The sequence below is a fragment of the Rossellomorea sp. DA94 genome (assembly GCF_029834455.1).
GTDB lineage: Bacteria > Bacillota > Bacilli > Bacillales > Bacillaceae_B > Rossellomorea > Rossellomorea vietnamensis.
Genome location: NZ_CP122397.1, coordinates 3,835,098 through 3,860,263, shown reverse-complemented (window position 1 = coordinate 3,860,263; position 25,166 = coordinate 3,835,098). Strand labels below are relative to the sequence as shown.

Annotated in this window: 29 protein-coding genes and 1 riboswitch; of the genes, 20 read left to right on the top strand and 9 right to left on the bottom strand. The window is 44.0% G+C overall.

Annotation, left to right across the window (positions count from 1 at the left end; genetic code table 11):
- The first annotated feature begins 360 nt into the window (after positions 1 to 360).
- From P8596_RS20125 to P8596_RS20085, 9 genes are all read left to right on the top strand, one after another.
- Entirely contained in the window at positions 361 to 1,203 is an 843-nt protein-coding gene (locus P8596_RS20125; RefSeq protein ID WP_279724820.1) for a DUF72 domain-containing protein, read from the top strand.
- A 21-nt stretch (positions 1,204 to 1,224) separates the two neighbouring features.
- A complete protein-coding gene (locus P8596_RS20120; RefSeq protein WP_254652254.1) occupies positions 1,225 to 2,049 on the top strand; it encodes a sulfite exporter TauE/SafE family protein in 825 nt (274 codons plus the stop codon).
- A 27-nt stretch (positions 2,050 to 2,076) separates the two neighbouring features.
- The gene (locus P8596_RS20115) at positions 2,077 to 3,429 is read left to right on the top strand and encodes a bifunctional metallophosphatase/5'-nucleotidase (RefSeq protein ID WP_279724816.1); all 1,353 of its coding nucleotides are present in this window, start codon (positions 2,077 to 2,079) and stop codon (positions 3,427 to 3,429) included.
- A 56-nt stretch (positions 3,430 to 3,485) separates the two neighbouring features.
- Entirely contained in the window at positions 3,486 to 3,788 is a 303-nt protein-coding gene (locus P8596_RS20110; protein ID WP_279724815.1) for a YunC family protein, read from the top strand.
- 178 nt (positions 3,789 to 3,966) lie between these two features.
- On the top strand, positions 3,967 to 5,079 hold the full coding sequence (locus P8596_RS20105) for an HD-GYP domain-containing protein (protein WP_279724812.1): 1,113 nt from the start codon (positions 3,967 to 3,969) through the stop codon (positions 5,077 to 5,079).
- Between the two features lie 58 nt (positions 5,080 to 5,137).
- Positions 5,138 to 5,902, top strand: coding sequence for a sporulation protein YunB (gene yunB / locus P8596_RS20100; RefSeq protein ID WP_224522040.1), 765 nt, complete (start codon positions 5,138 to 5,140; stop codon positions 5,900 to 5,902).
- 79 nt (positions 5,903 to 5,981) lie between these two features.
- Positions 5,982 to 6,164: riboswitch (Lysine riboswitch) on the top strand.
- Positions 6,165 to 6,279: 115 nt separating this feature from the next.
- Positions 6,280 to 7,842 (top strand): Na+/H+ antiporter NhaC family protein, encoded by a 1,563-nt coding sequence (locus P8596_RS20095; RefSeq protein WP_159362739.1) that lies wholly within the window; start codon positions 6,280 to 6,282, stop codon positions 7,840 to 7,842.
- Positions 7,843 to 8,115: 273 nt separating this feature from the next.
- The gene (locus P8596_RS20090; RefSeq protein WP_224522042.1) at positions 8,116 to 9,642 is read left to right on the top strand and encodes a sodium-dependent transporter; all 1,527 of its coding nucleotides are present in this window, start codon (positions 8,116 to 8,118) and stop codon (positions 9,640 to 9,642) included.
- Between the two features lies 1 nt (position 9,643).
- Positions 9,644 to 9,751, top strand: coding sequence for a methionine/alanine import family NSS transporter small subunit (locus P8596_RS20085; RefSeq protein ID WP_079532007.1), 108 nt, complete (start codon positions 9,644 to 9,646; stop codon positions 9,749 to 9,751).
- Between the two features lie 39 nt (positions 9,752 to 9,790).
- On the opposite strand, the gene P8596_RS20080 is transcribed toward P8596_RS20085, so the two are convergent.
- Positions 9,791 to 10,792: a M23 family metallopeptidase gene (locus P8596_RS20080; protein WP_481900305.1), complete on the bottom strand. Its 1,002-nt coding sequence runs from the start codon at positions 10,790 to 10,792 to the stop codon at positions 9,791 to 9,793.
- A 219-nt stretch (positions 10,793 to 11,011) separates the two neighbouring features.
- On the opposite strand from P8596_RS20080, the gene lipA reads away from it, so the two are divergent.
- Positions 11,012 to 11,929, top strand: a complete 918-nt coding sequence (gene lipA / locus P8596_RS20075) for a lipoyl synthase (RefSeq protein ID WP_224522043.1) — start codon at positions 11,012 to 11,014, stop codon at positions 11,927 to 11,929.
- A gap of 200 nt (positions 11,930 to 12,129) precedes the next feature.
- On the opposite strand, the gene P8596_RS20070 is transcribed toward lipA, so the two are convergent.
- The gene (locus P8596_RS20070; protein ID WP_224522044.1) at positions 12,130 to 12,864 is read right to left on the bottom strand and encodes a YhcN/YlaJ family sporulation lipoprotein; all 735 of its coding nucleotides are present in this window, start codon (positions 12,862 to 12,864) and stop codon (positions 12,130 to 12,132) included.
- 103 nt (positions 12,865 to 12,967) lie between these two features.
- Here P8596_RS20070 and P8596_RS20065 point away from each other — a divergent pair, with 103 nt between their 5' ends.
- Positions 12,968 to 13,243, top strand: coding sequence for a YutD family protein (locus P8596_RS20065; protein WP_044338154.1), 276 nt, complete (start codon positions 12,968 to 12,970; stop codon positions 13,241 to 13,243).
- Positions 13,244 to 13,285: 42 nt separating this feature from the next.
- On the opposite strand, the gene P8596_RS20060 is transcribed toward P8596_RS20065, so the two are convergent.
- Together P8596_RS20060 and P8596_RS20055 are read right to left on the bottom strand one after the other, a co-directional pair.
- The gene (locus P8596_RS20060; protein WP_034763749.1) at positions 13,286 to 13,594 is read right to left on the bottom strand and encodes a hypothetical protein; all 309 of its coding nucleotides are present in this window, start codon (positions 13,592 to 13,594) and stop codon (positions 13,286 to 13,288) included.
- 73 nt (positions 13,595 to 13,667) lie between these two features.
- Positions 13,668 to 13,937 carry a DUF3055 domain-containing protein gene (locus P8596_RS20055; RefSeq protein ID WP_034763751.1) on the bottom strand — a complete coding sequence of 90 codons (270 nt, stop codon included), beginning with the start codon at positions 13,935 to 13,937 and terminating at the stop codon, positions 13,668 to 13,670.
- Positions 13,938 to 14,073: 136 nt separating this feature from the next.
- Between P8596_RS20055 and P8596_RS20050 the strand changes: the two genes are divergently transcribed.
- The 3 genes from P8596_RS20050 (at position 14,074) to P8596_RS20040 (ending at position 16,231) form a co-directional block, all read left to right on the top strand.
- A complete protein-coding gene (locus P8596_RS20050) occupies positions 14,074 to 14,511 on the top strand; it encodes a DUF86 domain-containing protein (RefSeq protein ID WP_254652249.1) in 438 nt (145 codons plus the stop codon).
- 119 nt (positions 14,512 to 14,630) lie between these two features.
- Positions 14,631 to 15,395 carry a TIGR01457 family HAD-type hydrolase gene (locus P8596_RS20045; protein WP_254653824.1) on the top strand — a complete coding sequence of 255 codons (765 nt, stop codon included), beginning with the start codon at positions 14,631 to 14,633 and terminating at the stop codon, positions 15,393 to 15,395.
- 584 nt (positions 15,396 to 15,979) lie between these two features.
- Positions 15,980 to 16,231, top strand: coding sequence for a helix-turn-helix domain-containing protein (locus P8596_RS20040; RefSeq protein ID WP_159362733.1), 252 nt, complete (start codon positions 15,980 to 15,982; stop codon positions 16,229 to 16,231).
- Here the strand turns inward: P8596_RS20040 and sda are convergent.
- Both sda and P8596_RS20030 read right to left on the bottom strand, forming a co-directional pair.
- The gene (sda, locus tag P8596_RS20035; RefSeq protein WP_263497800.1) at positions 16,228 to 16,341 is read right to left on the bottom strand and encodes a sporulation histidine kinase inhibitor Sda; all 114 of its coding nucleotides are present in this window, start codon (positions 16,339 to 16,341) and stop codon (positions 16,228 to 16,230) included. The genes P8596_RS20040 and sda overlap by 4 nt on opposite strands.
- A gap of 323 nt (positions 16,342 to 16,664) precedes the next feature.
- Positions 16,665 to 17,165 carry a phosphatidylglycerophosphatase A family protein gene (locus tag P8596_RS20030; protein ID WP_034763757.1) on the bottom strand — a complete coding sequence of 167 codons (501 nt, stop codon included), beginning with the start codon at positions 17,163 to 17,165 and terminating at the stop codon, positions 16,665 to 16,667.
- A gap of 233 nt (positions 17,166 to 17,398) precedes the next feature.
- Here P8596_RS20030 and yutH point away from each other — a divergent pair, with 233 nt between their 5' ends.
- Positions 17,399 to 18,400, top strand: coding sequence for a spore coat putative kinase YutH (yutH, locus tag P8596_RS20025; RefSeq protein ID WP_224522046.1), 1,002 nt, complete (start codon positions 17,399 to 17,401; stop codon positions 18,398 to 18,400).
- A 78-nt stretch (positions 18,401 to 18,478) separates the two neighbouring features.
- Positions 18,479 to 19,441 carry a 2-hydroxyacid dehydrogenase gene (locus tag P8596_RS20020; protein ID WP_279724811.1) on the top strand — a complete coding sequence of 321 codons (963 nt, stop codon included), beginning with the start codon at positions 18,479 to 18,481 and terminating at the stop codon, positions 19,439 to 19,441.
- Between the two features lie 53 nt (positions 19,442 to 19,494).
- On the opposite strand, the gene P8596_RS20015 is transcribed toward P8596_RS20020, so the two are convergent.
- Complete coding sequence (locus tag P8596_RS20015; protein WP_034763763.1) at positions 19,495 to 19,731, bottom strand: NifU family protein; 237 nt, start codon at positions 19,729 to 19,731, stop codon at positions 19,495 to 19,497.
- A gap of 187 nt (positions 19,732 to 19,918) precedes the next feature.
- Between P8596_RS20015 and P8596_RS20010 the strand changes: the two genes are divergently transcribed.
- Both P8596_RS20010 and P8596_RS20005 read left to right on the top strand, forming a co-directional pair.
- Positions 19,919 to 20,245 (top strand): YuzD family protein, encoded by a 327-nt coding sequence (locus P8596_RS20010; protein WP_034763764.1) that lies wholly within the window; start codon positions 19,919 to 19,921, stop codon positions 20,243 to 20,245.
- A gap of 135 nt (positions 20,246 to 20,380) precedes the next feature.
- The gene (locus P8596_RS20005) at positions 20,381 to 21,589 is read left to right on the top strand and encodes a cytochrome P450 family protein (protein ID WP_279724809.1); all 1,209 of its coding nucleotides are present in this window, start codon (positions 20,381 to 20,383) and stop codon (positions 21,587 to 21,589) included.
- 51 nt (positions 21,590 to 21,640) lie between these two features.
- Here P8596_RS20005 and P8596_RS20000 read toward each other — a convergent pair whose 3' ends face one another.
- Positions 21,641 to 22,708, bottom strand: a complete 1,068-nt coding sequence (locus P8596_RS20000; protein WP_034763767.1) for an NAD(P)/FAD-dependent oxidoreductase — start codon at positions 22,706 to 22,708, stop codon at positions 21,641 to 21,643.
- A gap of 327 nt (positions 22,709 to 23,035) precedes the next feature.
- On the opposite strand from P8596_RS20000, the gene P8596_RS19995 reads away from it, so the two are divergent.
- Complete coding sequence (locus tag P8596_RS19995; protein WP_229594678.1) at positions 23,036 to 23,272, top strand: YuzB family protein; 237 nt, start codon at positions 23,036 to 23,038, stop codon at positions 23,270 to 23,272.
- Between the two features lie 591 nt (positions 23,273 to 23,863).
- Here the strand turns inward: P8596_RS19995 and P8596_RS19990 are convergent.
- Positions 23,864 to 24,562, bottom strand: coding sequence for a DUF2225 domain-containing protein (locus P8596_RS19990; RefSeq protein WP_279724808.1), 699 nt, complete (start codon positions 24,560 to 24,562; stop codon positions 23,864 to 23,866).
- Positions 24,563 to 24,779: 217 nt separating this feature from the next.
- Between P8596_RS19990 and P8596_RS19985 the strand changes: the two genes are divergently transcribed.
- On the top strand, positions 24,780 to 25,142 hold the full coding sequence (locus P8596_RS19985; RefSeq protein ID WP_034763773.1) for a HesB/IscA family protein: 363 nt from the start codon (positions 24,780 to 24,782) through the stop codon (positions 25,140 to 25,142).
- The last annotated feature ends 24 nt before the right edge of the window (positions 25,143 to 25,166 follow it).

Below are 25,166 nucleotides of genomic sequence, written 5' to 3'. Positions count from 1 at the left end.
ATGCAAACAGACATTTGAGGAAATACCAGCATACAACCTTGAATCATCACTTTTCCTTTTTTTGATAGCGTGCCGATAATGTGACGGACTAGTTTGATAAATTAGAGTAAACTATGAATAGTGAAACTTAGAAACGTATTTACGGCGGTCTCTTTGAAACCATTTCAATTGTTATGATAAATAACATTAATCAAGTTCGAAATGGAGGGTTCAATCGGATAAAATATATGTCAAACTCCCTTGATGTTTATCAGGGGAGTTTTTTCTTTTTCTAAATGGCGGTGGATCAATCCAAACATAAGAATTTCCATTTCCCTTATGATAAAATGGACATGTTCATAATAAAGCAGGTGAATGCGGATGATATACATAGGAGTTACAGGCTGGGGAGATCATGATACCCTTTATGAGAATGTTTCCCCCAGGGACAAACTAAAAGAATACGGAGCTCATTTTCCTGTCGTTGAGGTGGACACGACGTTTTATGCTGTCCAGCCTATTCGGAATGCGGAGAAATGGGTAAAGGAAACACCAGAGGACTTTAAATTTATTGTGAAAGCGTACCAGGGGATGACAGGGCATCAGCGTGGAGAGATCCCTTTTGAAACAAAGGAGGAGATGTTCAGAGCCTTTAAAGAGTCCCTTGCTCCATACACGGATGCAGGGAAACTGGCGATGGTCCTTCTTCAATTTCCGCCATGGTACGATTGTAAAAAAGAGAATGTCGATTATATTCGATATTGCAGGGAGCAATTGAAAGATCTTCCTGTATCACTTGAATTCCGGCATCAGAGCTGGTTCAGACCCGAGTATCGGGATAAGACCCTGACGTTCATGAAAAAAGAAGGATGGATCCACAGCATTTGCGATGAGCCACAAGCGGGTGAAGGATCCGTTCCGCGGGTTCTCGAAGCGACCCATGAAGATGCCACTCTCATCCGGTTTCACGGCAGGAATCTCTATGGTTGGAATAAGCCGAATGGGGAAGATTGGCGGGAGGTCCGCTATTTATATCGCTATAATCGTGCTGAGCTGGAAGAATGGATCCCCCACCTCCATCTCTTGCACGAAAAGTCTAAGGATCTTTATATTCTTTTTAACAATAATTCTGGTGGAGACGCGGCTGATAATGCGAAAGAATTGATTGAATTATTGGGGCTTGAGTATGAAGGACTTGCCCCGAAGCAGCTGGATTTATTTTAGCCGACAGGAGATGAAAGGCAGATGGAATGGATTGTTCTTCTATCAATCGGGCTTTTGGCAGGTGCGATAGGATCACTGGTCGGTTTAGGCGGCGGCGTCATCATTGTACCCGCCCTGATCTACTTTGGTACATATACAAGCCTGGTAGAAGGGATGAACCCGCAGACCGCTGTGGGTACCTCTCTGGTCATCATGATATTTACAGGGTTATCTTCAACCCTTGCATACTTAAAGCATAAAACTGTGGATTATAAAAGCGGATTGATTTTCTTTGCGGGGAGCGGACCCGGTTCGATTCTTGGAGCCTGGGTGAACAAGGGATTGAATATGGAAAGCTTCAATCTTTATTTTGGTATTTTTATGATACTGGTGGCCCTTATTCTAATGATCCGGAATAAATTAAAGCCAATAGAGAAATTCAGGAACGCCTCTTTTCAGAGGGAATTTACCGATCCAAGTGGCGAAACCTTCCGGTATGGATACCCTCCATTACTTGGAGTGGTGATTGCCTTCGTCGTTGGATTTACATCGGGTTTGTTTGGCATTGGCGGCGGCTCTCTGATGGTCCCGGCCATGATCCTGATTTTTCTTTTCCCGCCCCATGTGGCTGTTGCAACATCCATGTTTATGATTTTTCTTTCGGCATTGGTGAGTTCGGGAACACATGTGATATTCGGGAATGTCAAATGGCTGTATGCACTGGCTCTCATTCCGGGAGCCTGGATCGGGGCAAAGGCCGGGGCATATATCAATACGAAGCTCGAGTCCAAAGTATTGGTGAGCGTATTGAGGATTATACTGATTTTAATTGGTATTCGATTGATTTATCAAGGAATGACAGGATAACATTCCTCCAATAGGAGTGAACGATTTATGGGAGAAACCATTCATATTTATCATACAAACGATCTTCACAGTCACCTGGAGAACTGGCCAAGGATCAGGGACTTTTTAAAACAGAGAAAACAGAAGCATGTGAATGACGGGGAATCTGTGTATCTATTTGATATCGGTGATCATGTGGACCGCTGGCATCCATTGACAGAAGCGACGCTAGGAAAAGGGAATGTTGATTTATTAAATGAAGCCGGGTTCGATGCTGTCACAATCGGAAACAATGAAGGAATCACATTGGATTATGATGATCTAAACAGCTTGTATGACAGTGCCCGGTTTGACGTGATTGTAGGAAATCTCCTGGATCGTTCCTCACAGCGTCCAAGATGGTCAGAGACTCACCGGATTTATCAGACTGGGGGTGGGGTGAGGATTGGCGTCATCGGATTGACGGCCTATTTCAAACCTTTTTACGAGGCTCTAGGCTGGAACATTACCTCCCCTTTGGAAGAACTGAAGAAGTTGGTTCAGGAAATTCGACAAAGCGTCGATATGATCATACTCCTTTCCCATTTGGGAATAAGGGATGACGAGATGATCGGGGAACAATTCCCGGAAATAGACGTTATACTGGGTGCCCATACGCACCATGTCTTGCCTCAAGGGAAAGAGGTGAATGGCACCATGCTTGGTGCTGCAGGAAAATACGGTCATTATGTCGGTCATATGAAAATTGAGGTGGATACATCCACAAAGCAGGTCATGGAAAAGAAGGCCCGTCTATATGAGCAGGCGGACCTTCCGACGGTTGTCAGGGAAGCGGAGGACAGAGAGCAATGGTTCCGGGACGGGGAGGAGCTATTGAAGCAGGAAGTGACCTGCCTGACAACATCCTTCCCGGTTGATTGGTTTCACACGTCTCCGCTGCCTGAAGTGCTTTGTGAAGCACTGACGGAATGGTGTGGAGCTGATTGCGGTTTTCTTAATGCCGGTCTCCTCATAGATGGACTTGACGAAGGAATGGTGACAAAGCAGGATCTTCATCGCATCCTTCCCCACCCGGTCAACCCCTGCATGATCCGGATGAAGGGAGCCGAGCTGAAGGAAATCATTAAGCAGACCCTTAATGAGGACTGGCCGCATCTTGAAGTGAAAGGACTTGGTTTCAGGGGGAAAGTGATGGGGAGTTTCGTGTATTCAAATATCCACTTTAAAGACCGTGATATCTTCATCGGAAAGGTTCCGATCGACCCTGGGAAGATATACAAGCTGGCCCTTCCGGATATGTTTACATTCGGCCACTTCTTTCCGGACCTTCAGAGGCTTGAGAAGAAGTACTTTATGCCGGAATTTTTACGGGATGTCCTCGAATGGAAATTGAAACAGTAAATGTCTCACCGTTTCCACGCTCATGACATACATATGAGTGAAGGGAGCGATGAACCATGATGAATGTATCTCCGATCACCATTGGGGGACATACCTTTACAGCGATTTCTGTTGCACTTCCGAAAACCAATCTCCTCGTCGTGACGAGTGAAAAAGGATATATCATGTGTGGGGCACTTGATGTCGCGCTGCTGAATGAAAAATTAAAGGACAGGGGGATCATCGCAGGAAGAGCGGTTGGTGTGAAAACCATCAATCAGCTTCTCGATGCACCGCTGGAGTCCGTCACCTATGAAGCAGCGAATCTCGGCATCCACACGGGGATGGCCGGAAGGGACGCGCTGTTAAAAATGCTATAGAATCAAAATTGGACCAGTGCTCTCCTGAGCAGCTGGTCTTTGTTTTATCCCTCTGATTTCCCCGTTATTCTTTCATGAATATTTAACCAAATACACCTTGCAAGATGTATTTTATCCTTTATAATGGAGATACTAGGAAATTTTGTCGAAAAATGAAAGAATTACATAGGAGAATTCTATGAGGCTTATATCAACACGGGCTTTGAAACCCGGCATGGTTCTAGCTACAACGGTATATAATATGAGAGGTCAAGCGTTGATACATGATAATGTTCCCATTACAGAACGCATGATTTACAGATTGCAGGAGCTTAGTATTCAGTATGTATATATTGAAGACTCTCTTTCCAGTGGAATCCATGTGAAGGGGACCGTTTCAAGTAAAGTGAGACAAGAGGCGGTTCAGAATATCGAGATGGCCTTCAATCAATTAAGTACGTCCAAAGAGAAGCCAAGCCTCCTCGTGATTGAAGATAGTGCCACTCAATTGAAGCAGGTGATTGATGTCGTCCTGTCCGAAGTAAAGGCGAATGATGATCTTCTGACGATTTTGACAGATGTGTTTACATACGACTCCTATATTTTTCATCACTCATTTAATGTTACATTATATACACTTTCCATCGGTCTTGAACTAAAGCTTTCACAGAAGCAGCTCGAGCAGCTCGGGGTTGGGGCGATCCTTCATGATATCGGTAAGATGCTTGTGCCCGAAGAGATCCTGTTGAAGCCCGGGAAACTTACGGAAGACGAATTCTGTGAAATCAAGAAACACTCTGAACATGGCTTTGAAATCCTGAGACAACTGCATTCAGTGTCCCTGATCATCGCGCACTGTGCCTATCAGCATCATGAAAGGCTCGATGGGTCCGGTTACCCACGGGGAATCAAGGGTGAAGATATCCATCCGTTCGCAAAGATCATCGCCGTGGCCGATGTATTTGATGCCATGACTTCTAACAGGGTATACAGGAAGGCAATGCTTCCCCATCAGGCATTAGAGGTATTATACGCGGGATCGGGATCCCTGTTCGATTCACAAGTGATTGAAGCATTCCGGTCATCGGTCGCGATGTATCCGAATGGCATGATCGTGGAACTGAATGATGGAAGGAAAGGGATTGTGACCGATCAAAACAAAGGAGTCACAGACCGTCCTGTCATACGGATCATCGAAGAGGATGGGCAGGAGGCAGACTCTCCTTACCCACTCGATTTAAGCAAGGCATTAGACAAGGTCATCACAGGCTTTGACCCTGATTATGAACCGCAATCTCTTAAGATTAAATAAATTTTTGCGCTAAACCCCTCTTACAATGCATACAAATAGCTTGTAAGGGGGGATTTTTTTGTCTAAGTTCAAAACCAACAAACCCCGAAGAGGAGGTCCGCTGCCTTTTCGACATGTCATGATCATTACGTTTCTGTTCTTTATGATCTCCACAGGATTTGGATTGTGGATCATTAACAAAGGGTTGAAGCCTACACTTCTTGCATATGCCGAGACACAGACGAGCAGGATCGGTACCCTTGTGATTAACAAAGCCATCAATAAGAAAATTGCCGATGTTCTGGATATTTCGGATATAACCGAAGAAGTGAAGAACCAGGAAGGCGATATCGTCTCGTTTAAATACAATACACAGACCATCAACAGGGTCCAGGCAGAGATTACGAATCTGGTCCAGCAGAATCTCCAGGAAGCAGAGGCAGGGAATATTGAAAATCTTGAGTTCCTCACTGAAGTGGAAATTGATGAAGGGAAGTCGAAGACATCGAAGGGCATCACCTATTCCGTTCCATTGGGGCAGGCAACGAACAACGTATTGCTCGGGAACCTGGGGCCGAAAATCCCAATCCGCTTTCATTCCATCGGTGACGTACGGTCCGATGTGAAGACGACGGTGGAGCAGTTCGGGATCAATAATGCGGTGGTGAAGGTATTTGTGGAGCTTGAAGTAAATGTGCAGATCATCATCCCGTTTGCAACGAAAACCGAAACGATCAAGCAGGATATCCTGGTTGCAATGGGTACCGTCCACTTGGATGTACCGCAATTTTATAACAATGGTGGAGGGGATTCGAGTCCTTCCATTGAATTTCCCACAAATTAGTATGGAAAAAAAGTTGTCAAAAGAATGATAGTTTGTTATATTAATAAAGAAAATTTTATAACACACCACATCATCAGTCCGATGGGGTAGAGGCGCAGGGTTCAAGAGTAATCTGTTCGAGGATGACAACAGAGAAAACAGACGAAAGGGAATCTTTGCCGAAGTAAATATGCATGTCGAAGGTGTATTTGCTGGGGTTATCTTGAAGAAGGATAACACTGTCATTATAGGGAAATCTCTATGATGGGGAGCTACAGATCGTGATGGAGCACTTACGTTACTAACAAAGGTAATGATAGTTTCTCTATCGTTGCCTTTTTTTATTATCCTCTGTCATGCTACGATGGTTCCCCCCTATCAAATAGGAGGAGGACACTATGGAAAACACGATTTACTCATTATTACCACCCCTTTTAGCCATTCTTATGGTTATTCTCACAAGACGGGTACTGCTTTCATTGGGAGTAGGAATCGTTGCTTCTGCCTTTTTGTTGGCAGATTTCTCAATTACGAAAACATTCAGCTTTATGTGGGATGCCTTCAAAGGTATCTTTGTCGCAGACGGCGGACTAAACACCTGGAATGTCTACATCATTTTCTTCTTACTCATTCTTGGTATCATCACGGCATTTGTGAATATCTCCGGCGGGAGCCGCGCATTCGGCGAATGGGCGATGAAACGTGTGAAGACAAGACAGGGCGCACAGCTTCTTGCTGCGGTACTGGGTATCATCATTTTTATTGACGACTATTTCAATGCCCTTGCTGTCGGACAGGTTTCAAGACCCATCACGGATCGGCACAGGATCTCACGTGCTAAATTAGCCTATATCATTGATTCAACATCTGCCCCGATCTGTGTCGTTTCCCCGATTTCAAGCTGGGGAGCATACATCATCGGGATCATCGGCTCGATCCTTGCAACACACAGTATCACGGAGTATACGGCATTCTCGGCATTCATTCAAATGATTCCAATGAACCTATATGTATGGGCCGCCGTACTGCTAGTCGTCATGGTTGCCTATAAGGGACTCGACTTCGGAAAAATGAAAGAGCATGAAGTACGTGCCCTTGAAACCGGAGATCTTTATGATCCGGGCAAAGAGATTCCCGGTGAATTGAAAAATGATCTTCCCGTCAGCTCAAAAGGCTCTGTAGGCGATCTTGTCTGGCCGATCGTTGCACTCGTGATCGGGACAGTTTCCATGATGCTTTGGACCGGTTACCAGGCAGTGGGATCATTCGACTTATTGCCGATTTTTGAAAATACGGATGTTACAAAATCTTTATTATACGGTGGATTATTCGGACTTCTTGTTTCCCTGATCTTCTTCCTTCGCCAAGTAAGTCTAAAAGGAATTGAAGGAAGTGCTCTTGGAACGGCTGTAGTGGAAGGTATCAAGTCGATGCTTCCGGCTGTTTACATCTTGATCTTTGCGTGGACGATCGTGACACTCATCGATCAGCTGCAGACGGGTACGTATCTGGCCGGTCTGGTTGAACAATCAAGCCTGCCTATGCAGGCACTTCCGGTCATCTTATTCCTTGTTGCCGGTATCATGGCGTTCTCAACGGGAACATCTTGGGGATCGTTCGGAATTCTCCTACCGATCGCCGGAGAGATTGCTGCAGCCTCGGATGTAACAATTCTACTTCCTGCCATGGCAGCGGTGCTTGCAGGATCTGTACTGGGTGATCACTGTTCACCTATTTCCGATACGACGATCCTTTCTTCTACGGGAGCGGGGAGCAACCATATCGATCACGTGCTCACCCAGCTTCCATACGCTGTCATCGGTGCGGTCGTTGCCGCCATCGGTTACCTTGTATTGGGATTCACAGGCAGCACCATCCTTGGTCTCGCTGTTGTCATCATTTTGATTCTGGCCTTTGCCTTTTTATTCGGTGAAAAAGCAAAGCCGGCATCTGCAGAGTAATCCATAAAAAACCAGGAGCCATTCGGCTTCTGGTTTTTTTGTGTGCTTGGAGCCCCATCATACAATTGCCTCCCATTCCACAAATTCCGACAAAATTCTTATAGTGAAATAGTACTGTAGGAATTTGGTGAATTTCTCAATAAAACACTAAAATAAAGCTTTGACAATTGTCCTGGAACTAGCTATACTGACTTTAGATTATAAATAATCTGAAAATATAAAAATTTCAAATACCTCAAGGCAGGTAGTTGGAAAGAACTAGGGGGGAACAACATGGAGAATCGTGCACAGTTTGGTACACGGGCAGGATTTATTCTTGCAGCTGTCGGGTCAGCAATCGGATTAGGGAACATTTGGCGTTTTCCGGCAGTAGCATATGAAAACGGCGGGGGAGCATTCTTTATTCCTTATTTATTCGCTCTTCTAACAGCAGGTATTCCATTATTAGTACTTGAATTTACAATTGGTCATAAGTACCGTGGTTCAGCACCGTTATCTTATTTCCGTCTTAATAAGAAAACAGAATGGCTCGGATGGTGGCAGGTCTTAATTGCATTCGTCATCTCTACCTATTATGCCGTCATTATCGCCTGGGCGATGTCATACAGTGTTTTTTCTTTCAATTTAGGCTGGGGAAAGGATACTGAATCCTTCCTGTTCAGCGACTATTTAAAGCTTTCGGTTGATGCCGGTCAGACTGGCAGTGTGGTTCCAGGGGTATTCATCCCTCTTGTAATCGTATGGGCCGTTACACTTGGTATTCTTTTCAAAGGTGTAAAGAAAGGAATCGAAGTAGCGAATAAAATCTTTATTCCAGCACTTGTTATTTTATTCTTAATTATTGTTGTTCGCGCTTTAACATTACCAGGAGCGATGGAAGGTCTGGATGCATTCTTTAAGCCAGACTTCAGCAAGATTGCTGATCCTGGTGTATGGGTGGCGGCATATGGACAGATCTTCTTCAGCTTATCCATTGCCTTTGCGATCATGATCACCTATTCAAGTTATTTGCCGAAGAAATCGGATATTACGAACAACGCCTTCATCACGGGGTTCAGTAATTCCGGATTCGAACTATTGGCTGGTATCGGTGTATTTGCCGCACTTGGTTTCATGGCACAATCACAAGGTGTGGCCGTGCAGGATGTTGTAAGCGGCGGTGTGGGACTTGCGTTTGTTGTCTTCCCGCAGATCATCAACGAATTCCCGGCATTCAACGAAGTCTTTGGTTTCTTATTCTTTGCTTCACTTGTACTGGCCGGTCTGTCATCATTGATTTCCATTTCGGAAACCTATGTGGCAGCCGTCTCTGAGAAATTCGGGATTTCCCGTAATAAAGCCGTCCTATTCGGTGGCGGACTTTCAGCTGTCATTTCCATCCTCTTTGCTACACAGGGTGGTCTGTTATTCCTGGATGTTGCGGATTATTTCATCAACCAATTCGGAGTGGCGTTTGTCGGATTAGTGGAAGTAGTCGTGATCGCCTGGTTCCTTCGCAAGCTGGGGGCATTCCAATCCCATGCGAATGGAATATCTGATATCCAGCTTGGGGCCTGGTGGAAAGTATGTTTGGGCGTCATCACACCGATCGTCCTTGGTTGGATGATGTTCGGATTATTCAAAATGAATTTGCTGAAAGAGTTTGATACGGAAACTGGTAACTACGAAGGATATTCTGATGCTTTCATTTTATACAGTGGATGGTTCGTAGCTGCATTTGCCATCATTGTAGGAGTGGCCTTCGGATTTAAACGCTGGCATGCCAAGACAGAAGCCGATAGCTATAAGGAGGTAAGCTAACATGACTGGTAGCGCGATTACAATGATGATAGTCGGAATGGTCATCATCTGGGGTGGATTAGCAGCTAGTATCATGAACGCTGTATCCAAATCGAAAAAACAGGTATAAAGAAAGAAGCAGACAGTGGAGTCCCCATTGTCTGCTTTTTTAATGTTTCTTGCTTTTGATCCTGTCCTGGCGTTCCCACATTCTTAGATGAGGGTATGGATCAAAGGACCATTCTGTCAGGCCATTATCCTTATACATTCCATAATGCAAATGAGGCGGGAATTTCCCTGACGTTCCCGGAGGTCCATATCCTGAGCTTCCTACACCGCCGACCACCATTCCCGGTTCAACGACTTGTCCAACATGAAGATCTTTGGCAAAACCACTCAAATGGGCAAAGTAGTGGTACGTATTATTAATGTCACGTATTCCGATTCGCCAGCCTCCATACCGATTCCAGCCTTTCATCTCGATGATGCCGTATGATGTAGCCCTGACTGGAACACCGTAATCAGCGAAGAGGTCCGTCCCTTCATGGATCCGTCTTCCACCCCATCCACGGGCGTCTCCCCAGGTGTTCCGGTAACTATAGTTGAATCTCAGGGGAAGCGGAAAGGCTTTCTGATTGAGATGAATCGTTCCGTACTGTTTATATATTTTGGCATTTCCCATAATGATACTGACGGTTTTATCCCGCTTGTAATATTCCCAGAGGGCAAGCTTGAAGTTGTCGTGATCGATGCCGTAACGAAGGATAAAGTCGGTTAATGCGGCAAGTTTATCTTCATCACTTTTCAGGCTGGCTTTTCCGTCATGATCCCCGTCCCGGCCGATTCCGTTGAAAAGAGCGATCGTTTCAGGATTGTCATCCTCGGCGTGGGGGTTCAAAGGTCCGACCCACTTTTCAGGCTCCATATAAATCGAGATGAAAGAGGATGGCTTTTCCCTGTCTTTCCGGGCGAACCTTAGACTGCGTTCGTATTGATCAATGGCTGCCAGGTAGTACCAGGGGATCTGAGTCATAGCCTCGCTCTTCTGGAACAGTTCCATTCTTTTTGTGTGTATCTGCTCATCTGTCAGCTTTTCTGCTGCGAAGCTCTGACAGGGGCTTATCATGAAGAAGAATACAATGCAGAATACCAATCGTTTGTACAAAATCATCCCTCCATTTTTAGGGGCCTATCTGTAGTTTGTATCGTTATCGGGGATTCATAATCATCAATAAATGGTAATAGGGTATCACATGCTTGTTTTCACTTTTTTAGTATGATAAAGTGACAAAAGAAGTATATTGATGATGGCTTTTTTTACATAGGATGAACGAGAAAACGTTTCACTCTTTGCCTAAGTCAGAATTATTTAGGATTGGAGATGAGGGGTATGAGTAAGAAAGATGAACACATTCGTAAACCGGATTGGCTTAAGATTAAGCTGAATACGAACGATAATTATATGGGTCTTAAAAAAATGATGCGGGAAAACAATCTTCATACAGTATGTGAAGAGGCCCGTTGTCCTAATATTCATGAATGCTGGGGAACCAGACGTACAGCTACGTTCATGATTCTGGGCGACATTTGTACACGTGCCTGCCGTTTCTGTGCCGTTAAAACAGGACTTCCGACTGAATTGGACTTGAAAGAGCCGGAACGCGTTGCGGATTCCGTGCAACTTATGAACTTGAAGCACGTCGTCATTACGGCGGTTGCACGTGATGACCTGAAAGACGGCGGTTCAAAAGTCTTTGCTGAAACCGTCCGTGCTATCCGTCGTAAGAGCCCGTTCACATCCATCGAAGTACTGCCTTCTGATATGGGTGGGATATTTGATAATATCAAGACATTGATGGATGCTAAGCCTGACATCATGAATTACAATGTTGAAACCGTTCGCCGTCTGACTCCAAGAGTTCGTGCCCGTGCGACTTACGATCGTACATTGGAATTCCTCCGCCGTGCAAAAGAATTGAATCCGGACATCCCTACGAAATCGAGTATCATGGTTGGTCTTGGGGAAACGAAGGAAGAAATTCTCGAAACAATGGATGATTTGCGTGCCAATCATGTTGATATCGTGACATTAGGTCAATATCTGCAACCATCGAAGAAACATTTGAAGGTTCAAAAATATTATCATCCTGATGAATTTGCCGAACTTCGTGAAGCGGCAATGGAAAAAGGGTTCAGCCACTGTGAAGCAGGTCCTCTCGTTCGCTCATCTTATCATGCCGATGAGCAGGTAAATGCAGCAGCGAAAGCAAGACAAGCTAAAGGTGAGCAGGAAGTACAGAACGCATAATGTAGAGAAATACAAAAGGACTGACCTGAAAGAGAAGCTCTCTGACAGTCAGTCCTTTTTGTAGATGGTTTTAGAGATGTCCAGCTCCGGCGGCTAGAGGCTCGAGGTCATAAGCTAAATGGACCAAGAAGGCAAAGGACGCCTTCGTGGCCCATTCATCTTATGCTTGTCGCCTCTGAACGAGCCGCCTCCGCTTTTCGTTAGTCCATCATCTTATTTCCATCAGTATAATCATTACGTTTCTGACGGTCCATGTTGATTTTATGGGTATCGTCGTCACGCATTTCGTACTGATCAGATGTCATTTCGCCGTTGGCATTCTCTCCTGAGTCGACATTCCTTCCTTGTGGAGAGTCTTTCAGCATAAGGTTGATGGTATCATCAATGGCTGTATTGGCGTTTTTGCTGTCACTATCCATTTTGGCCAGATTTTCGACATTACGCATCAACGCTTTATCATCGGTCACATAGACATGGTACCAACGTGGGATGACGGACATGGCTGTTTTCTTCACCTGATCGGCGACTTCGAAGCGTCCGTCTTTATCCTTTTTATCGGTCACATATGAGACTAATACCTCTTCGTCCGTGACGAGGGTAGAACAATCTTTCACGTCAGGAAGGGCGACACTCATTTTGCTGATGCTGTCGGCTACCTGCTCGCGATTGATACTGTACATATCCTTCGTGGAAATGTTTTGACCACCGGTAGGGCTCTTCTGTTGTCGGACATAACCGAAGTCTTCCCCGCGGTGCGGCCCTTTTTTGGTCCAGCCATTTTCGTTATACAGGTCTTCCCTGTCACTTACGTTAATGGTATTCCCGTTGTCGTGGAACATTTCCTCATTGGCCGTGTCGATGCCATTACAGGCTGTCCCGATTAGTGTGATGCCGAGTACCGTTGTACCTAAAAGTAATTTATTCAACTTAAACACCCCCTATTTAGTAGGGTGACCATCTCGTATGGTAATTTTTCATAGTAATTAATGGACAATCCGTTATAATTTAAAATAAGGAAACGAAAGTGGGTGGACAGAGGTGATTTGTGTGCAGAACACGTGCTACGAAATCGTCGAGGAATTCAGGGACGGATTCAACGAGGAAGCTTTCAAGGAAAGGTATAGCGATATCTTAAGCAAATACGACTATATCCTTGGTGATTGGGGATACGGACAGCTCCGATTGAAAGGATTCTTCGATGATCACAATCAAAAGGCTTCTTTCGACACAAAGGTGAGTACTCATAAGGATTACTTATATGAATACTGTAATTTTGGGTGCGCTTATTTTCTCGTGAAGAAAGTCAATAAATAATGGTGAAAGGAACAAACGATGATGGTCGTTTGTTCCTTTCTTTTACTTATTTTCAGTATATGGAGGTTCTTCATTCACATCCGGGTCGGCATGAACAGGATGTGATCCGGGTTCCTGACGCGGTATATCCTGATGCAGGGATTTATTCTCGTAGTTGAAGGCGCTATAATACCGTTGGCCTTCTTCCCATGGTGTACTCTTGTTTTCGACAGGGGTATGCTTACCTCTGGGAGCACCATAAGGACCTTCCGGAAGTGTTTCGGGGACGAGGAAATTACGGTATGTCTCTACATTGGAGAAGTCACTGTATTCTTCGTCTTCTTTGTCATAGGATTTCCGGTCTTTGCTCATTTTATCTCCCACCTTTCATACATTTAGTATGTGAGGGGGAGGTGAAGTTCATTCTCTCAAGGGACCATATGGATCAAAGAATGATCTCACCTAAGAAATCCCTTAATTCATCCGCTTCTTCTTCGGTTAATTTAAATACACTCTCAACGTATCCAGGTTCATCAAGGTCATCTCTTCCCATGATGGCAAATCGACTGCCCTGAAGATCCAGTACCAGTGATTTACCGTAATAGCGTTCCGTTTGGGTAATGGCCAGGTCGTACCGCTGATTTTCCCCCATGAAACTTACGAATCGCGTTCGTGTATTTTCTGTATCGTCATATAAATAAAAACGTTCACTCATCACGATGTCCTCCTCTGTTTATGCTTATTTCATCATACCAAACTGAGAGGGGAATTGCAGGATGTACCTGTATGGGTCAGGTGAAATTATGTTAAAATAAAGTGTCAGGTTATTGTTGAAGAGAGAGGTGAGCATCATGTATTTCGTAGACAGGGAAAAGATTGAAGAAATATTGGTCTATATGGATGAGCAGCTAAACATATTCAGCCGTCAAGGACAGTGGGACGCTACTCTGGAAAAGTTGGCCCTTGAAAGGGTTGCCCACGTCATCATTGAATCTGTCCTCGACGTAGGGAACAGCATGATTGACGGATTCATCATGAGGGACCCGGGAAGCTATGAGGATATCATTGATATTCTTCTGGATGAAAAAGTGATCACAGACAAGATGAGTGAAGACTTGAAACGCCTCGTCGAACAGCGTAAATCACTCGTGCAGGAATATACAACGATCGATCACAAGCAAGTACATACCATTCTGGAAGACGTGTTCCATACACTGAACCAGTTCCCGTTACAGGTCCGAAACTACCTTGAAAATGAACTGGGCCCCGTTTCGGCATTCAAAAACTAAACGTATTTGACAGCGCTTTCGTTCATAAGAAGCGCTGTCTTATTTTCTTTAGAGAGTGACTTTTTAACGAAGCAAATAGAAATGTTGGACATACTAACTACACTATATGGAGGTAGATGATGAAAGAGTATAAAGGGTATTTAATCGACTTGGATGGAACGATGTATAAAGGGAAGGAGAAGATTGAAGAAGCGGGGGATTTCGTGAAGCGGCTGCAGGATAAAGGCTTACCTTATCTCTTCGTGACGAACAACTCTTCAAGAAGGCCAGAACAGGTGGCAGAGAAATTGCGGTCATTTGATATACCCGCAACGAAGGAACAGGTATTTACGACATCTATGGCGACAGCACAGTACATGGCGAAGGAAAAGCCTGAAGGAACGGCCTATGTCATCGGTGAAGAAGGAATACGCTCAGCACTTGAAGAGAACGGCATTACACTGAAGGACGATAAACCTGATTTCGTGGTAGTGGGGATTGACCGGGAGATTAATTACGAGAAACTATCCCTCGCTTGCCTGGGGGTGAGAAACGGGGCAACGTTCATTTCAACGAATGGAGACATCGCGATTCCGACTGAAAGGGGATTGCTTCCTGGGAATGGTTCCCTGACGTCTGTTGTGACTGTCTCCACCCAGACCGAACCGATCTTTATCGGTAAGCCCGAGTCCATCATTATGGAACAGGCATTGTCTGTTTTGGGAGTGCCGAAGGAAGACACTCTGATGGTGGGGGATAACTATGATACAGATATCCTCGCGGGAATAAATGCAGGACTCGATACGCTCCTTGTTCATACAGGGGTTACGACAAAAGAGGCGTTGACCAAAAAGCATATTCAACCTACCTATTCAATTGAAACATTGGATCAATGGGATATATAATATAAAAAAGGTGGAGGCTGACTGCAGCCTCCACCTCTTTCATGGCCCTGCTGAGTACTCAAATAGAAGAAAATGTCTTTAATTAGTAACATATTCATAATAGACAACACACGTTTGTATAAGTAAAATAGAACTAGTGTGAAAAGAAGTAAACAAAATACTATTTATACTAAGGGGGACTTTGGTAGTAGCCCTTTTGGTAAAGATATCTGTGCCTCTATAGATATCGTTGTAAGAATAAGTAGTAGGAACGTACATTATACTCCTAATGAATTATTTGGTTTTTTCCTCTAACTAACGATACTTTTTCCATGACGCATATTTGAGTACCCAGAAGGATCATGATGACAACAGAACATGAAATAATGAGTTTTTTTAAAAAATTTTTCGAAATTAAGTGTAAAGGTATTCAACTAGGGTAAACATCAAAGGTAGTAGGGGACTATTAGCATTGATACCTTTTCAATTTCTAACTATTCTTTACGAATGCACACAACTTTAAGAATGAAAGTCACTGTTTCTTATCTTGATTTTCGAAACAATCCACGTCATTTCTAAAGAATTTTTAAAAGGGTAGTGAGGTAATGAGTATTACAGTTACAGGACTTGTCGGAAAGAAAATAAGGCACCATAGAAGAGCAAAAGAAATCACCATACAACAATTAAGTCGCAAATGTGGATTAACGGTTAATTATATTTCGTTGATTGAAAAGGGAGAGGCGAACCCATCTTTGAACAAGCTGTTTGCGATCGTATGCTCGTTGGAGGTCCAATGGGAAGACATCATGCCGACTTGTGAAGAACACCAGGACCTCTACAATCATACGATTCTTTAATGAACTAATTTTCTCTTTTTCATTTCTTGTTCGATCAGAATGATGAATTCATCACTGAGTTTTAACTGTTTTGCTTCTTTATAGGCATCGATAAGGGCTTTGTCACTCAGGAGTTTAATAAGATCTCACCTCGATCATTTTTTAAAACTCATGTTAAATGTGTGATTCTGTAGACTCCGAGAGAGTGAAAGCCTTTTTAGGTGTGTATGTATTTTAGTTTGGCCCTGTATACAACTATAATGAATATAATTACAACTATAGTTGTAATTATATAAAACTATTCGCTGATGTGCAAACATTAAGTTAGTTAAATGGATCTAAATGTTTACACTTTATAATCTTTTAGGGTAGATTGTATCACTTACCTTGTACACTTCTTCCAACACTAAAAATCAGACGACCCAGTCGTCTGATTTGGAATACTTATTCACCCTCATTTTGCGCCCTTCGCCCGGTGTGCCAATCGGCTAGAAGCGGCCGCTGCAATGGCACCTACAATATCATCCAGGAAGGTATGGCACATACCTGATGATTTATCATTCAATCTCTCCAGGATCCCCGGCTTCTGCTTATCGATATATCCGTAGTTCGTGAATCCGATCGAACCGTATACATTCACAATTGAAAAGGCCAGGATTTCATCCACACCATATAATCCTTCATCTACTTCAACAATCGCCTGCAATGGTTCCATCAGCATCTTTTTCTCAGCTAATATATCAAGTTGAATGCCTGTCAGGATGGCGTTCTGTACTTCACGTTTCGTCAATACACGTTCCACGTTATAGACACATTCTTCCAATTCAAGATCAGGATGATACTTCTGTTGGAGGTACATGACTAATTGAGCGATGTCTTCTATTTCGACTCCTCTTTCATGCAGCCATTTACGTGCCGTGCTCTCTAATAAATCCATTGACTCTTTATCCTTCATCTTATTCACCTTTTTCCTTGAAAGATTATAAAACCCCTATTTCGATTAGACGAAGCCTTGTTTTACTCATATGATTCCCAATTGAAAAATAGACATAATAATAGCTTCTGTTCTCATTCTTGCCCATCCATGGATTTGGATATTCATAAATGCTTGGGAATGATGATCCCGGATAGCGCATTTAACACATGAAGAATGAAAAAGAACGGTCATTAAAGATAGGAGAGGTCGGTATGTCTCAAGAGATTTTAATAAACCATTTTGGATTGAATCCTGAGCGGGCATTCTTCGATGGAATGATGGATCGATATATGGTCGGGGGATTAGTATATAGTATTGTGGGTGTATCGAATATGGAACAGGAAACCCTGGTGGAACTCTATAAATTAGCAGAACACCTGAAAAGCACCGGGGACCGGCATGTGTCGACCTTTGTCCAGAGCAATGAGGGGAAATTCCTCGTGGTGGAGAAGGATAAGGATTATGTCGTCCTTCGAAATGAGGGCATAGAGTCCCCGCCTTATCATAAGCTCGGCCGAAAGCTAAGCAAATTCCATTTCAGGGGACGGACCTTTGAGGAGAAAGTGGAAAAAATAAATCGCATGGGACAGTGGAAGAGTCTGTGGGAAAAGCGGATGGCCCAACTGGAAAAAGCCTATTATCAGGTCATTCAGGATCAGCCCGCTGACGAGTTTGAACGCCGGTTTGTCGAGAGTTATCCTTATTATAGTGCGCTTTCGGAAAATGCCATTCAATACCTGGTCGATACGGAGCTTGATGAAGACCCGAAGGCAGAGGACGCCGGAACGATCTGTCATGAGCGGTTTCTCGATTCCACATGGGGGACCGAAATGTGCATACATTTTCCGTTTCAATGGGTATTCGACCACTGCAGCCGGGACATAGCCGAGTGGGTGAGGGAACGATATTTCATGAGGAGCCAAACGTTTCATCCTGAGCTTCAGGAATTCATGAAAGAGTATGAGTCGGTTACACCCCTTTCTCCTTTTTCATGGAGATTGTTGTATTCCCGGTTATTGTTTCCCCTGCATTATTTCGAATGCATCGAGGAGTATTATATTTCACAATCCGAACAGAAGAAAAAGACAGTCGAGGAAAAACTGGAGCGCTATTTGAAAAATTCACATCAATACGAAGCGTTTCTGGCAGACTTTTACCATATGTCCGAAGTGCCGGTGAAAAAATGGGGGATTCCCCTCATAGCGTGGTTGTAATCCAATCTCCCAAAATGGGATGTGCCTTCCCTTTTATGCTAAACTGAAGAAAAGAAAAGTGAAGGCAGGGGGATGTATATGAAGCCATTCATCTATATTACGAGGAAACTTCCTGAGGCCGTGGTCGCGCCATTGATAAAGAATTTCGAAGTGGAGATGTGGGAGCGGGAGGATGCACCGGTACCAAGGGATATACTCTTGAAGAAAGCAGAGAAAGCATCTGCTTTACTTACCATGCTATCGGACAAGGTCGACCGGGAACTCTTACAGGATGCCTCCCAGTTAAAAGTTGTGGCAAATCTTGCGGTGGGCTTTGATAATATCGATCTTGAAGCGGCAAAAGAAAAGGGAGTCACCATTACCAATACACCCGATGTACTGACGGAAACGACGGCGGATTTAACCTTCGCCCTCCTGATGGCAACCGCAAGGCGAATCGTAGAAGCCGACCGGTATATAAAAGAAGGAAAGTGGAAAAGCTGGTCACCCCTTCTCCTTGCCGGAATGGATATTCATCATAAAACAATTGGGATCGTTGGAATGGGAAGTATCGGTGAAGCGGTAGCGAGAAGGGCGAAAGGATTCAATATGGAAGTGCTGTACCATAACCGTTCCTGTAAATCCGAAGCTGAAGAGACACTTGGAGTCCGATACGTGTCATTCGATGACCTTCTTGCCCAATCGGATTTCGTGGTCGTCCTGGCTCCCTTAAATGAGGAAACACAGGGGATGTTCCAAGAAGATCAATTCACTAAGATGAAGGAAACGGCGATCTTCATCAATGCAGCACGTGGAGCCATCGTCAATGAAGCGGCCCTCGAGCAGGCGTTAAAGAGGGGGGACATTGCGGGAGCCGGATTGGATGTATTCGAAACGGAACCAATTAACGAGGATCATCCCCTTCTTCAATTGGATCAAGTCGTTGCCATCCCTCATATCGGAAGCTCTTCCAAAGATACCCGTCATGACATGATGTCCCTGTGTGTAGAGAACATACAGGCCGTCCTTAATGGGGACAACCCGAAAACAGCGGTGAAGTAAAAGAAAAAATCCTGAATCCAATAAAGGATTCAGGATGTAAGGCTATAGCTTGATTAGAATACTTGCTCTACTTCAACGATACCAGGAACTTCTTCCACCAATGCGCGTTCGATTCCTGCTTTTAACGTGATGGTTGAACTTGGGCAGCTTCCGCAAGCACCAAGAAGGCGCAATTTCACAATGCCATCTTCAACGTCTACAAGTTCACAATCTCCACCATCGCGAAGTAGGAACGGACGTAATTTATCTAATACTTCCTGAACGGGTGCAATCATTTCGTTTTCAGCCATAATTATCTACTCCTTTCCTTACTATCTATTATAATGACATATTCGCAAAAAATCTATCAACCTGCAAATGATTGGGCATTTCTTTTTCAAGAAATGTTTCCCATTCCCTTTCCAGAAAGAAAATGGTTCCAACCTTCCTGCTTTTTTTGTAAAATAAACAAAAGAGGGGAACAAGGGGGAGGATCATATGGAACGTAAGCCGGTTGAACTTTACGTATATGGGGCAGAAATACTTTGTCCAAGCTGCGTGAACTTACCATCATCGAAAGAAACCTATGAATGGCTGGAGGCTGCTGTAAGCAGGAAATATCCCGATCAGCCATTTGTCATTAAATATGTGGATATCCACAATCCGCCGGAAGAAGAATCGGTGAAACAATTTGCCTCAAGGGTAGTGGAAGAAGATATGTTCTATCCGGTTGTCTTGTTGGATGGCAAAATTATCGGAGAAGGAAATCCCCGTTTGAAGACGATTTATTCAGAACTTGAGAAGTATGGATATAAAGCGGTTTAAGCCCTGAGTAAGCCCATTTCATTTAGTGAAATGGGCTTTATTTATGTGTAGCGTGAGGCGAATGAATTGATGCAGCACCTCCCTTATCTTATACTGATTGAGAAGACTGACTAGTCAGTTAATTAAAGGAGGAACATGATGAATTCGTTTGAGTCTGTATTTCAGTCCAACTTTAAAAGGGGAGCCTACCCATTTTATTCCCACTTAAGAAATACGGATCCGGTGTTTGCTGCCTGGGAAGATGGTGGTCAAACTACGTGGATCGTCTCTGGGTATGACGATGTGTTAGAACTATTAAAAACCCAATCGTTCATCAAAAATCAATCAAAGGTGTTTTCGGATTCGGACCAACATAACGATTTGCCTCTGGAGGCAAGAGTGTTCCAGCATATGATGCTCGATGTGGATCCACCGGACCATACTCGGCTAAGAAAGCTTGTACAGCCTTATTTCAATCCTAAAAGGATACAGGAGCTTTCACCCAGGATTGAGGCGGTAGCTGATCAACTTATTGACCAAATGAAGGTAAAACAAGGCCCTGTAGACTTGATTGATGAGTTTGCCTTCCCACTTCCCATCATCGTTATTTCCGAACTTCTAGGAGTACCGGTAGAAGACCGGGAAAAGTTCAGGCGCTGGTCGAATACCATCGTATCTGCCTCCGACAATATGAACGCTGATTTTCAAGGAGATGTAAGAGAATTTATCGAATACTTGACGCTTCTCTTTAAGGATAAAAAAGAAAGTCCCAAGGAGGATTTGATTTCAAATTTGATCCTGCATGAGGAAGAAGGGGAACAGCTAACCGAAGATGAACTGTATTCGATGATCGTTCTTCTCATCATTGCAGGTCATGAAACAACTGTTAACCTGATCGGGAACGGGATATACGCCCTCTTTGAACATCCAGACCAATTAGAGAAGCTGAGGAAGGATCACACTCTCATTGAGACGGCAATCGAAGAATCGCTTCGTTTCTATAGTCCGGTTGATTTCTCTACAGCAAGGTGGTCTGCTGATGACATGGATTTTAAGGGGAAACGCATCAGGAGAGGAGACATGGTGCTAGCCTCTATTTCTTCTGCCAACCGTGATGAAAGGAAATTTGTAGGTGCGCAAACATTCGATGTGGCCCGGAAGCCGAATCCCCATATGGCTTTTGGGTATGGAATTCATTTCTGTCTGGGAGCACCCCTTGCAAGGCTTGAAGGAAAGATCGCCTTTGAGAAGCTGTTAAGCGCATTTCCGACAATGACATTTGCCGGAAATTGCGATGAGTCGAATTGGAGGGACATGTTCCTGCTTAGAGGACTAAAGGAATTGCCTGTACATCTGAATGGATAATTAATTTAATAAAAAAAAAGACCCCTACTGTCGACAGTAGGGGTACTTTTATCAACCATTATGATATTTATACATCCACAATACCCCGGATTTCAACAATCGGGCGACACGTCCTGTAATGGAGCGCTCGTTTACCAGTCCAAAACCATGCTTCTTTCCGAGTGAACCAAGGATCCCCTTAAGCTTGATCTTTGGTAGTTCTGCAGGAAGCTCTTCGTTATTCCAGCGCTTCAGTAAAATGGTGACGATTTGTTCTGCCTGCCCTTCAGCAAGTTGTGCACTTGGAGCTTGAGGAAGGCTTGCGCAGTCACCGACCACATACACGTTCTCATCCTGTGGGAGGTTATGATACTTTGTCAAGATGACGCGACCGCTTGCATCCTTTTCCACATCCATATCGCGAACGACCTTGCTCGGTTGAATCCCGGCAGTCCACACGATGGCATCACAGAAAATCTGTTCTTCGTGGTTATGCAGTGTATTCGGTTCTACTCTTGTAATATTGGAATTGTTCACGATTTCTACGCCATTTTCGTCAAACCAACCGTGAACGTAAGAACTTAGACGTTCAGGGAAGGCATTGAGAATGCGTGGTCCACGGTCAAATAATTTAATTTTCAAGTCAGAACGGCTTTCCCTAAGCTCACTGGCAAGTTCAATGCCGCTTAAGCCGGCGCCGACGATCCCGACGATCGAACCCGCAGGAAGATTACAAAGGGTCTGATACGTTTTACGTGACCTTTCAATCGTTTGAATCGAGAACGTATGTTCATCTGCACCCGGTACATTATGATATTTATCCTCACACCCAAGCCCGATGACAAGGTCGTCATAAGGGACGGGATCCTGATCTTTCATACGAACGAGTTTATTCTCCATGTCCACGCCTGAGATATCTCCGTATACATAGGATAACCGGGCATGTTCCGGGAATGATACGCGTACATGCTGATCTGAAATCGTACCGGCAGCAAGCGCATAGTATTCTGTCTTCAAACAGTGATAAGGATTTCTGTCAATCAGGGTAATCGATACATCTTCAGGTAATTGGTTGGGTAACAGGCGAAGAAGGACGCGCATGTTCCCATATCCTCCGCCAAGCAGAACTAATTGTTTCATGGAAATTTCCCCTTTTTGCACTCTACATTATTGTTGAAATAGTGTGTTTGTATATGATTTATATCCCGTTATAGATCGGGACAGGATTAAAGGACAGTCACGCCGGAGCGGGTCCTGACAAAGTAAGCATTTTCAATGTGAAGCATAATTCGAGCTAATTCTACATAAATAAACCTATTAACATTAAAAGTATATCGAAATAAAGGTGTTTTCACAACAGAAATAAGCGAAAATGTTCACAATCTGTTATACCATTACATGGAATACAAATCATTGACGATAATGATAAAAAAAGGTAGCATAACAAAGAGTAGTGAGGTGATGGAATTGAAACCTATTATTGAATTTTGTATTAGCAATCTTGCTAGCGGTGCGCAAAAGGCGCTTGAGATATTAGAAAGAGACCCGAACCTTGATGTCATTGAGTACGGATGCCTGGGATACTGCGGAAAATGCGCCCAGTCCTTTTATGCTCTCGTCAACGGGGAGGTCGTAACAGGCGACACGCCTGAAGAACTGGTGGATGAGATCTATCAATTCCTTGAAGACAACCCGATGTTCTAAACAAAAGCCGGCCCTGACCGGCTTATTTTTTTTGTGGACTGAAAAGATGCTTTGGTCCACCGCTGTTGATTTCCGTGCAAGACTTCGCTTTCCTCGGGCGGAAGGCAAGCCTCCTCGTCGCTAGCGCTCCTGCGGGGTCTTACCTATTCCGCTTTTCCCGTAGGAGTCTTCGTCTTGCACTCCAATCAACAGCTAGAACCGTCTACATACGCTTCCCTACAAAAACAAAAAATCCGAATGATCATTTCAATTAAGAAATTCAAATGATCATTCGGATTTTCTTTTGAATGGAATACTTTTGTTCCTTCCTCTTTTACAAAGGTCTTCTCGCAGAAATTGTTGTCTCCCTGCAGTGTAGAACAATCGTGACAGAGCTTAATAGTAAAAATAAATAAAATGGGATCTTACTATAAGCTAAATGGAAACTGCATATGTTGAAAAATGATGTTTTCTAGACAAACATGTATGGTAATAGATTTAACTTCTATGCCTAGAAAGTTGATTGAAGTTCAAGGTGCTCAACTCCCGCCCCGCGGAAAGCGAGCACCTGCAGCGGAAATCAACCAACACTCGCTACATTAAATATCAACCTTACACAAACTTCATTTCTTTATAGATTTCCCGGATTTCATACCAGCGCTCCCTGGCCATTTCGATGATTTTCGGTTCGGTGGAGAGATGCTGCTTGCCGATGACTTTAGAAAGGTAGGCTACGGCTTCCTCAATCTTATCCTGCCTCCTCAGCAATTCGGCGATGATATACAGAAGCTTCGTTTCGGACATCAAAGAACCTGATGCACCATCTGTTAAATAAGCATCGATGTATTCATGGGCAGCCAGATTAATGAAGCGTCTTTCCTGTTCTTTATCAGCCACCTTTCGATAGAGCCAGGCGGTTCGAAGGTATAACCCTGCTATGGTCACTTTTTTCTCCTTCTTGATCAAAGCGCAGTAGGCGGCCAGTTTATATGTATTGATCGCATCGTCATATGACCTGACGTTCCCATAATCCTGAGGCTGCCAGTGCAGACTGATTTTCTTTTCGAGCTCTGCTTTCAGGACAGGAGGTATGTATGCGGTAAAATCGTCCGTATAAGAAAAACCGCACTGCGGACAGACGGATACATTATAGAGCAAAGGGTTCACTTCGTCAGACTCATACAGGGGACAAAAGTCACTGTCATACCCTGTGAGCTTCACAAAGCGGGATCTGATCCTTGTTGTGTTGTATGAGTGTTTACACGATAGACACTGGGTCTTCTTGTCATAAAATGGTGTCACAACCGTCATGAATCTCACCTCATAATCGGGACTATTTACCTCATTATACCTTGATGAAGGTGAGGGGAACCAGTATTTTTTATTCATAGTGAGTAAAAAGTTGTGTTTAATGAGAATATTCGTATAATTATTCTTCCAATCATTCACCAAAGCCCCATCGGTTGAGTAGTAAAATAGAAAGGAGTATACTAAGTAGTAAGAAATGAAAAGGTTGGGGGTGTAATGAATGAGTGAAGTTGTCATTCTAACAGAAGCCGCTGCCCTTCAGATTAAAGATATGATGAAGGAACATGACGAAACAGATGCCATGTTACGTGTAGCGGTAAAAGGGGGAGGCTGCAGCGGCCTTTCTTATGGTATGGGATTTGAACATGATCTACAGGATGGAGATACAACGACAGAGCAGCACGGAATCAAGCTGGTCGTAGCAAAAAATGATGCAGCCATCTTGAACGGTACGAAAATAGACTACAAGCAGTCCATGATGGGCGGAGGCTTTACCATCGATAATCCGAACGCCATCGCATCATGCGGTTGCGGATCATCATTCGTGACGGCGACGAATAAAGGTACGCCGGAGAATTGCTAAACATAAAAAGGGACGGACCTCACT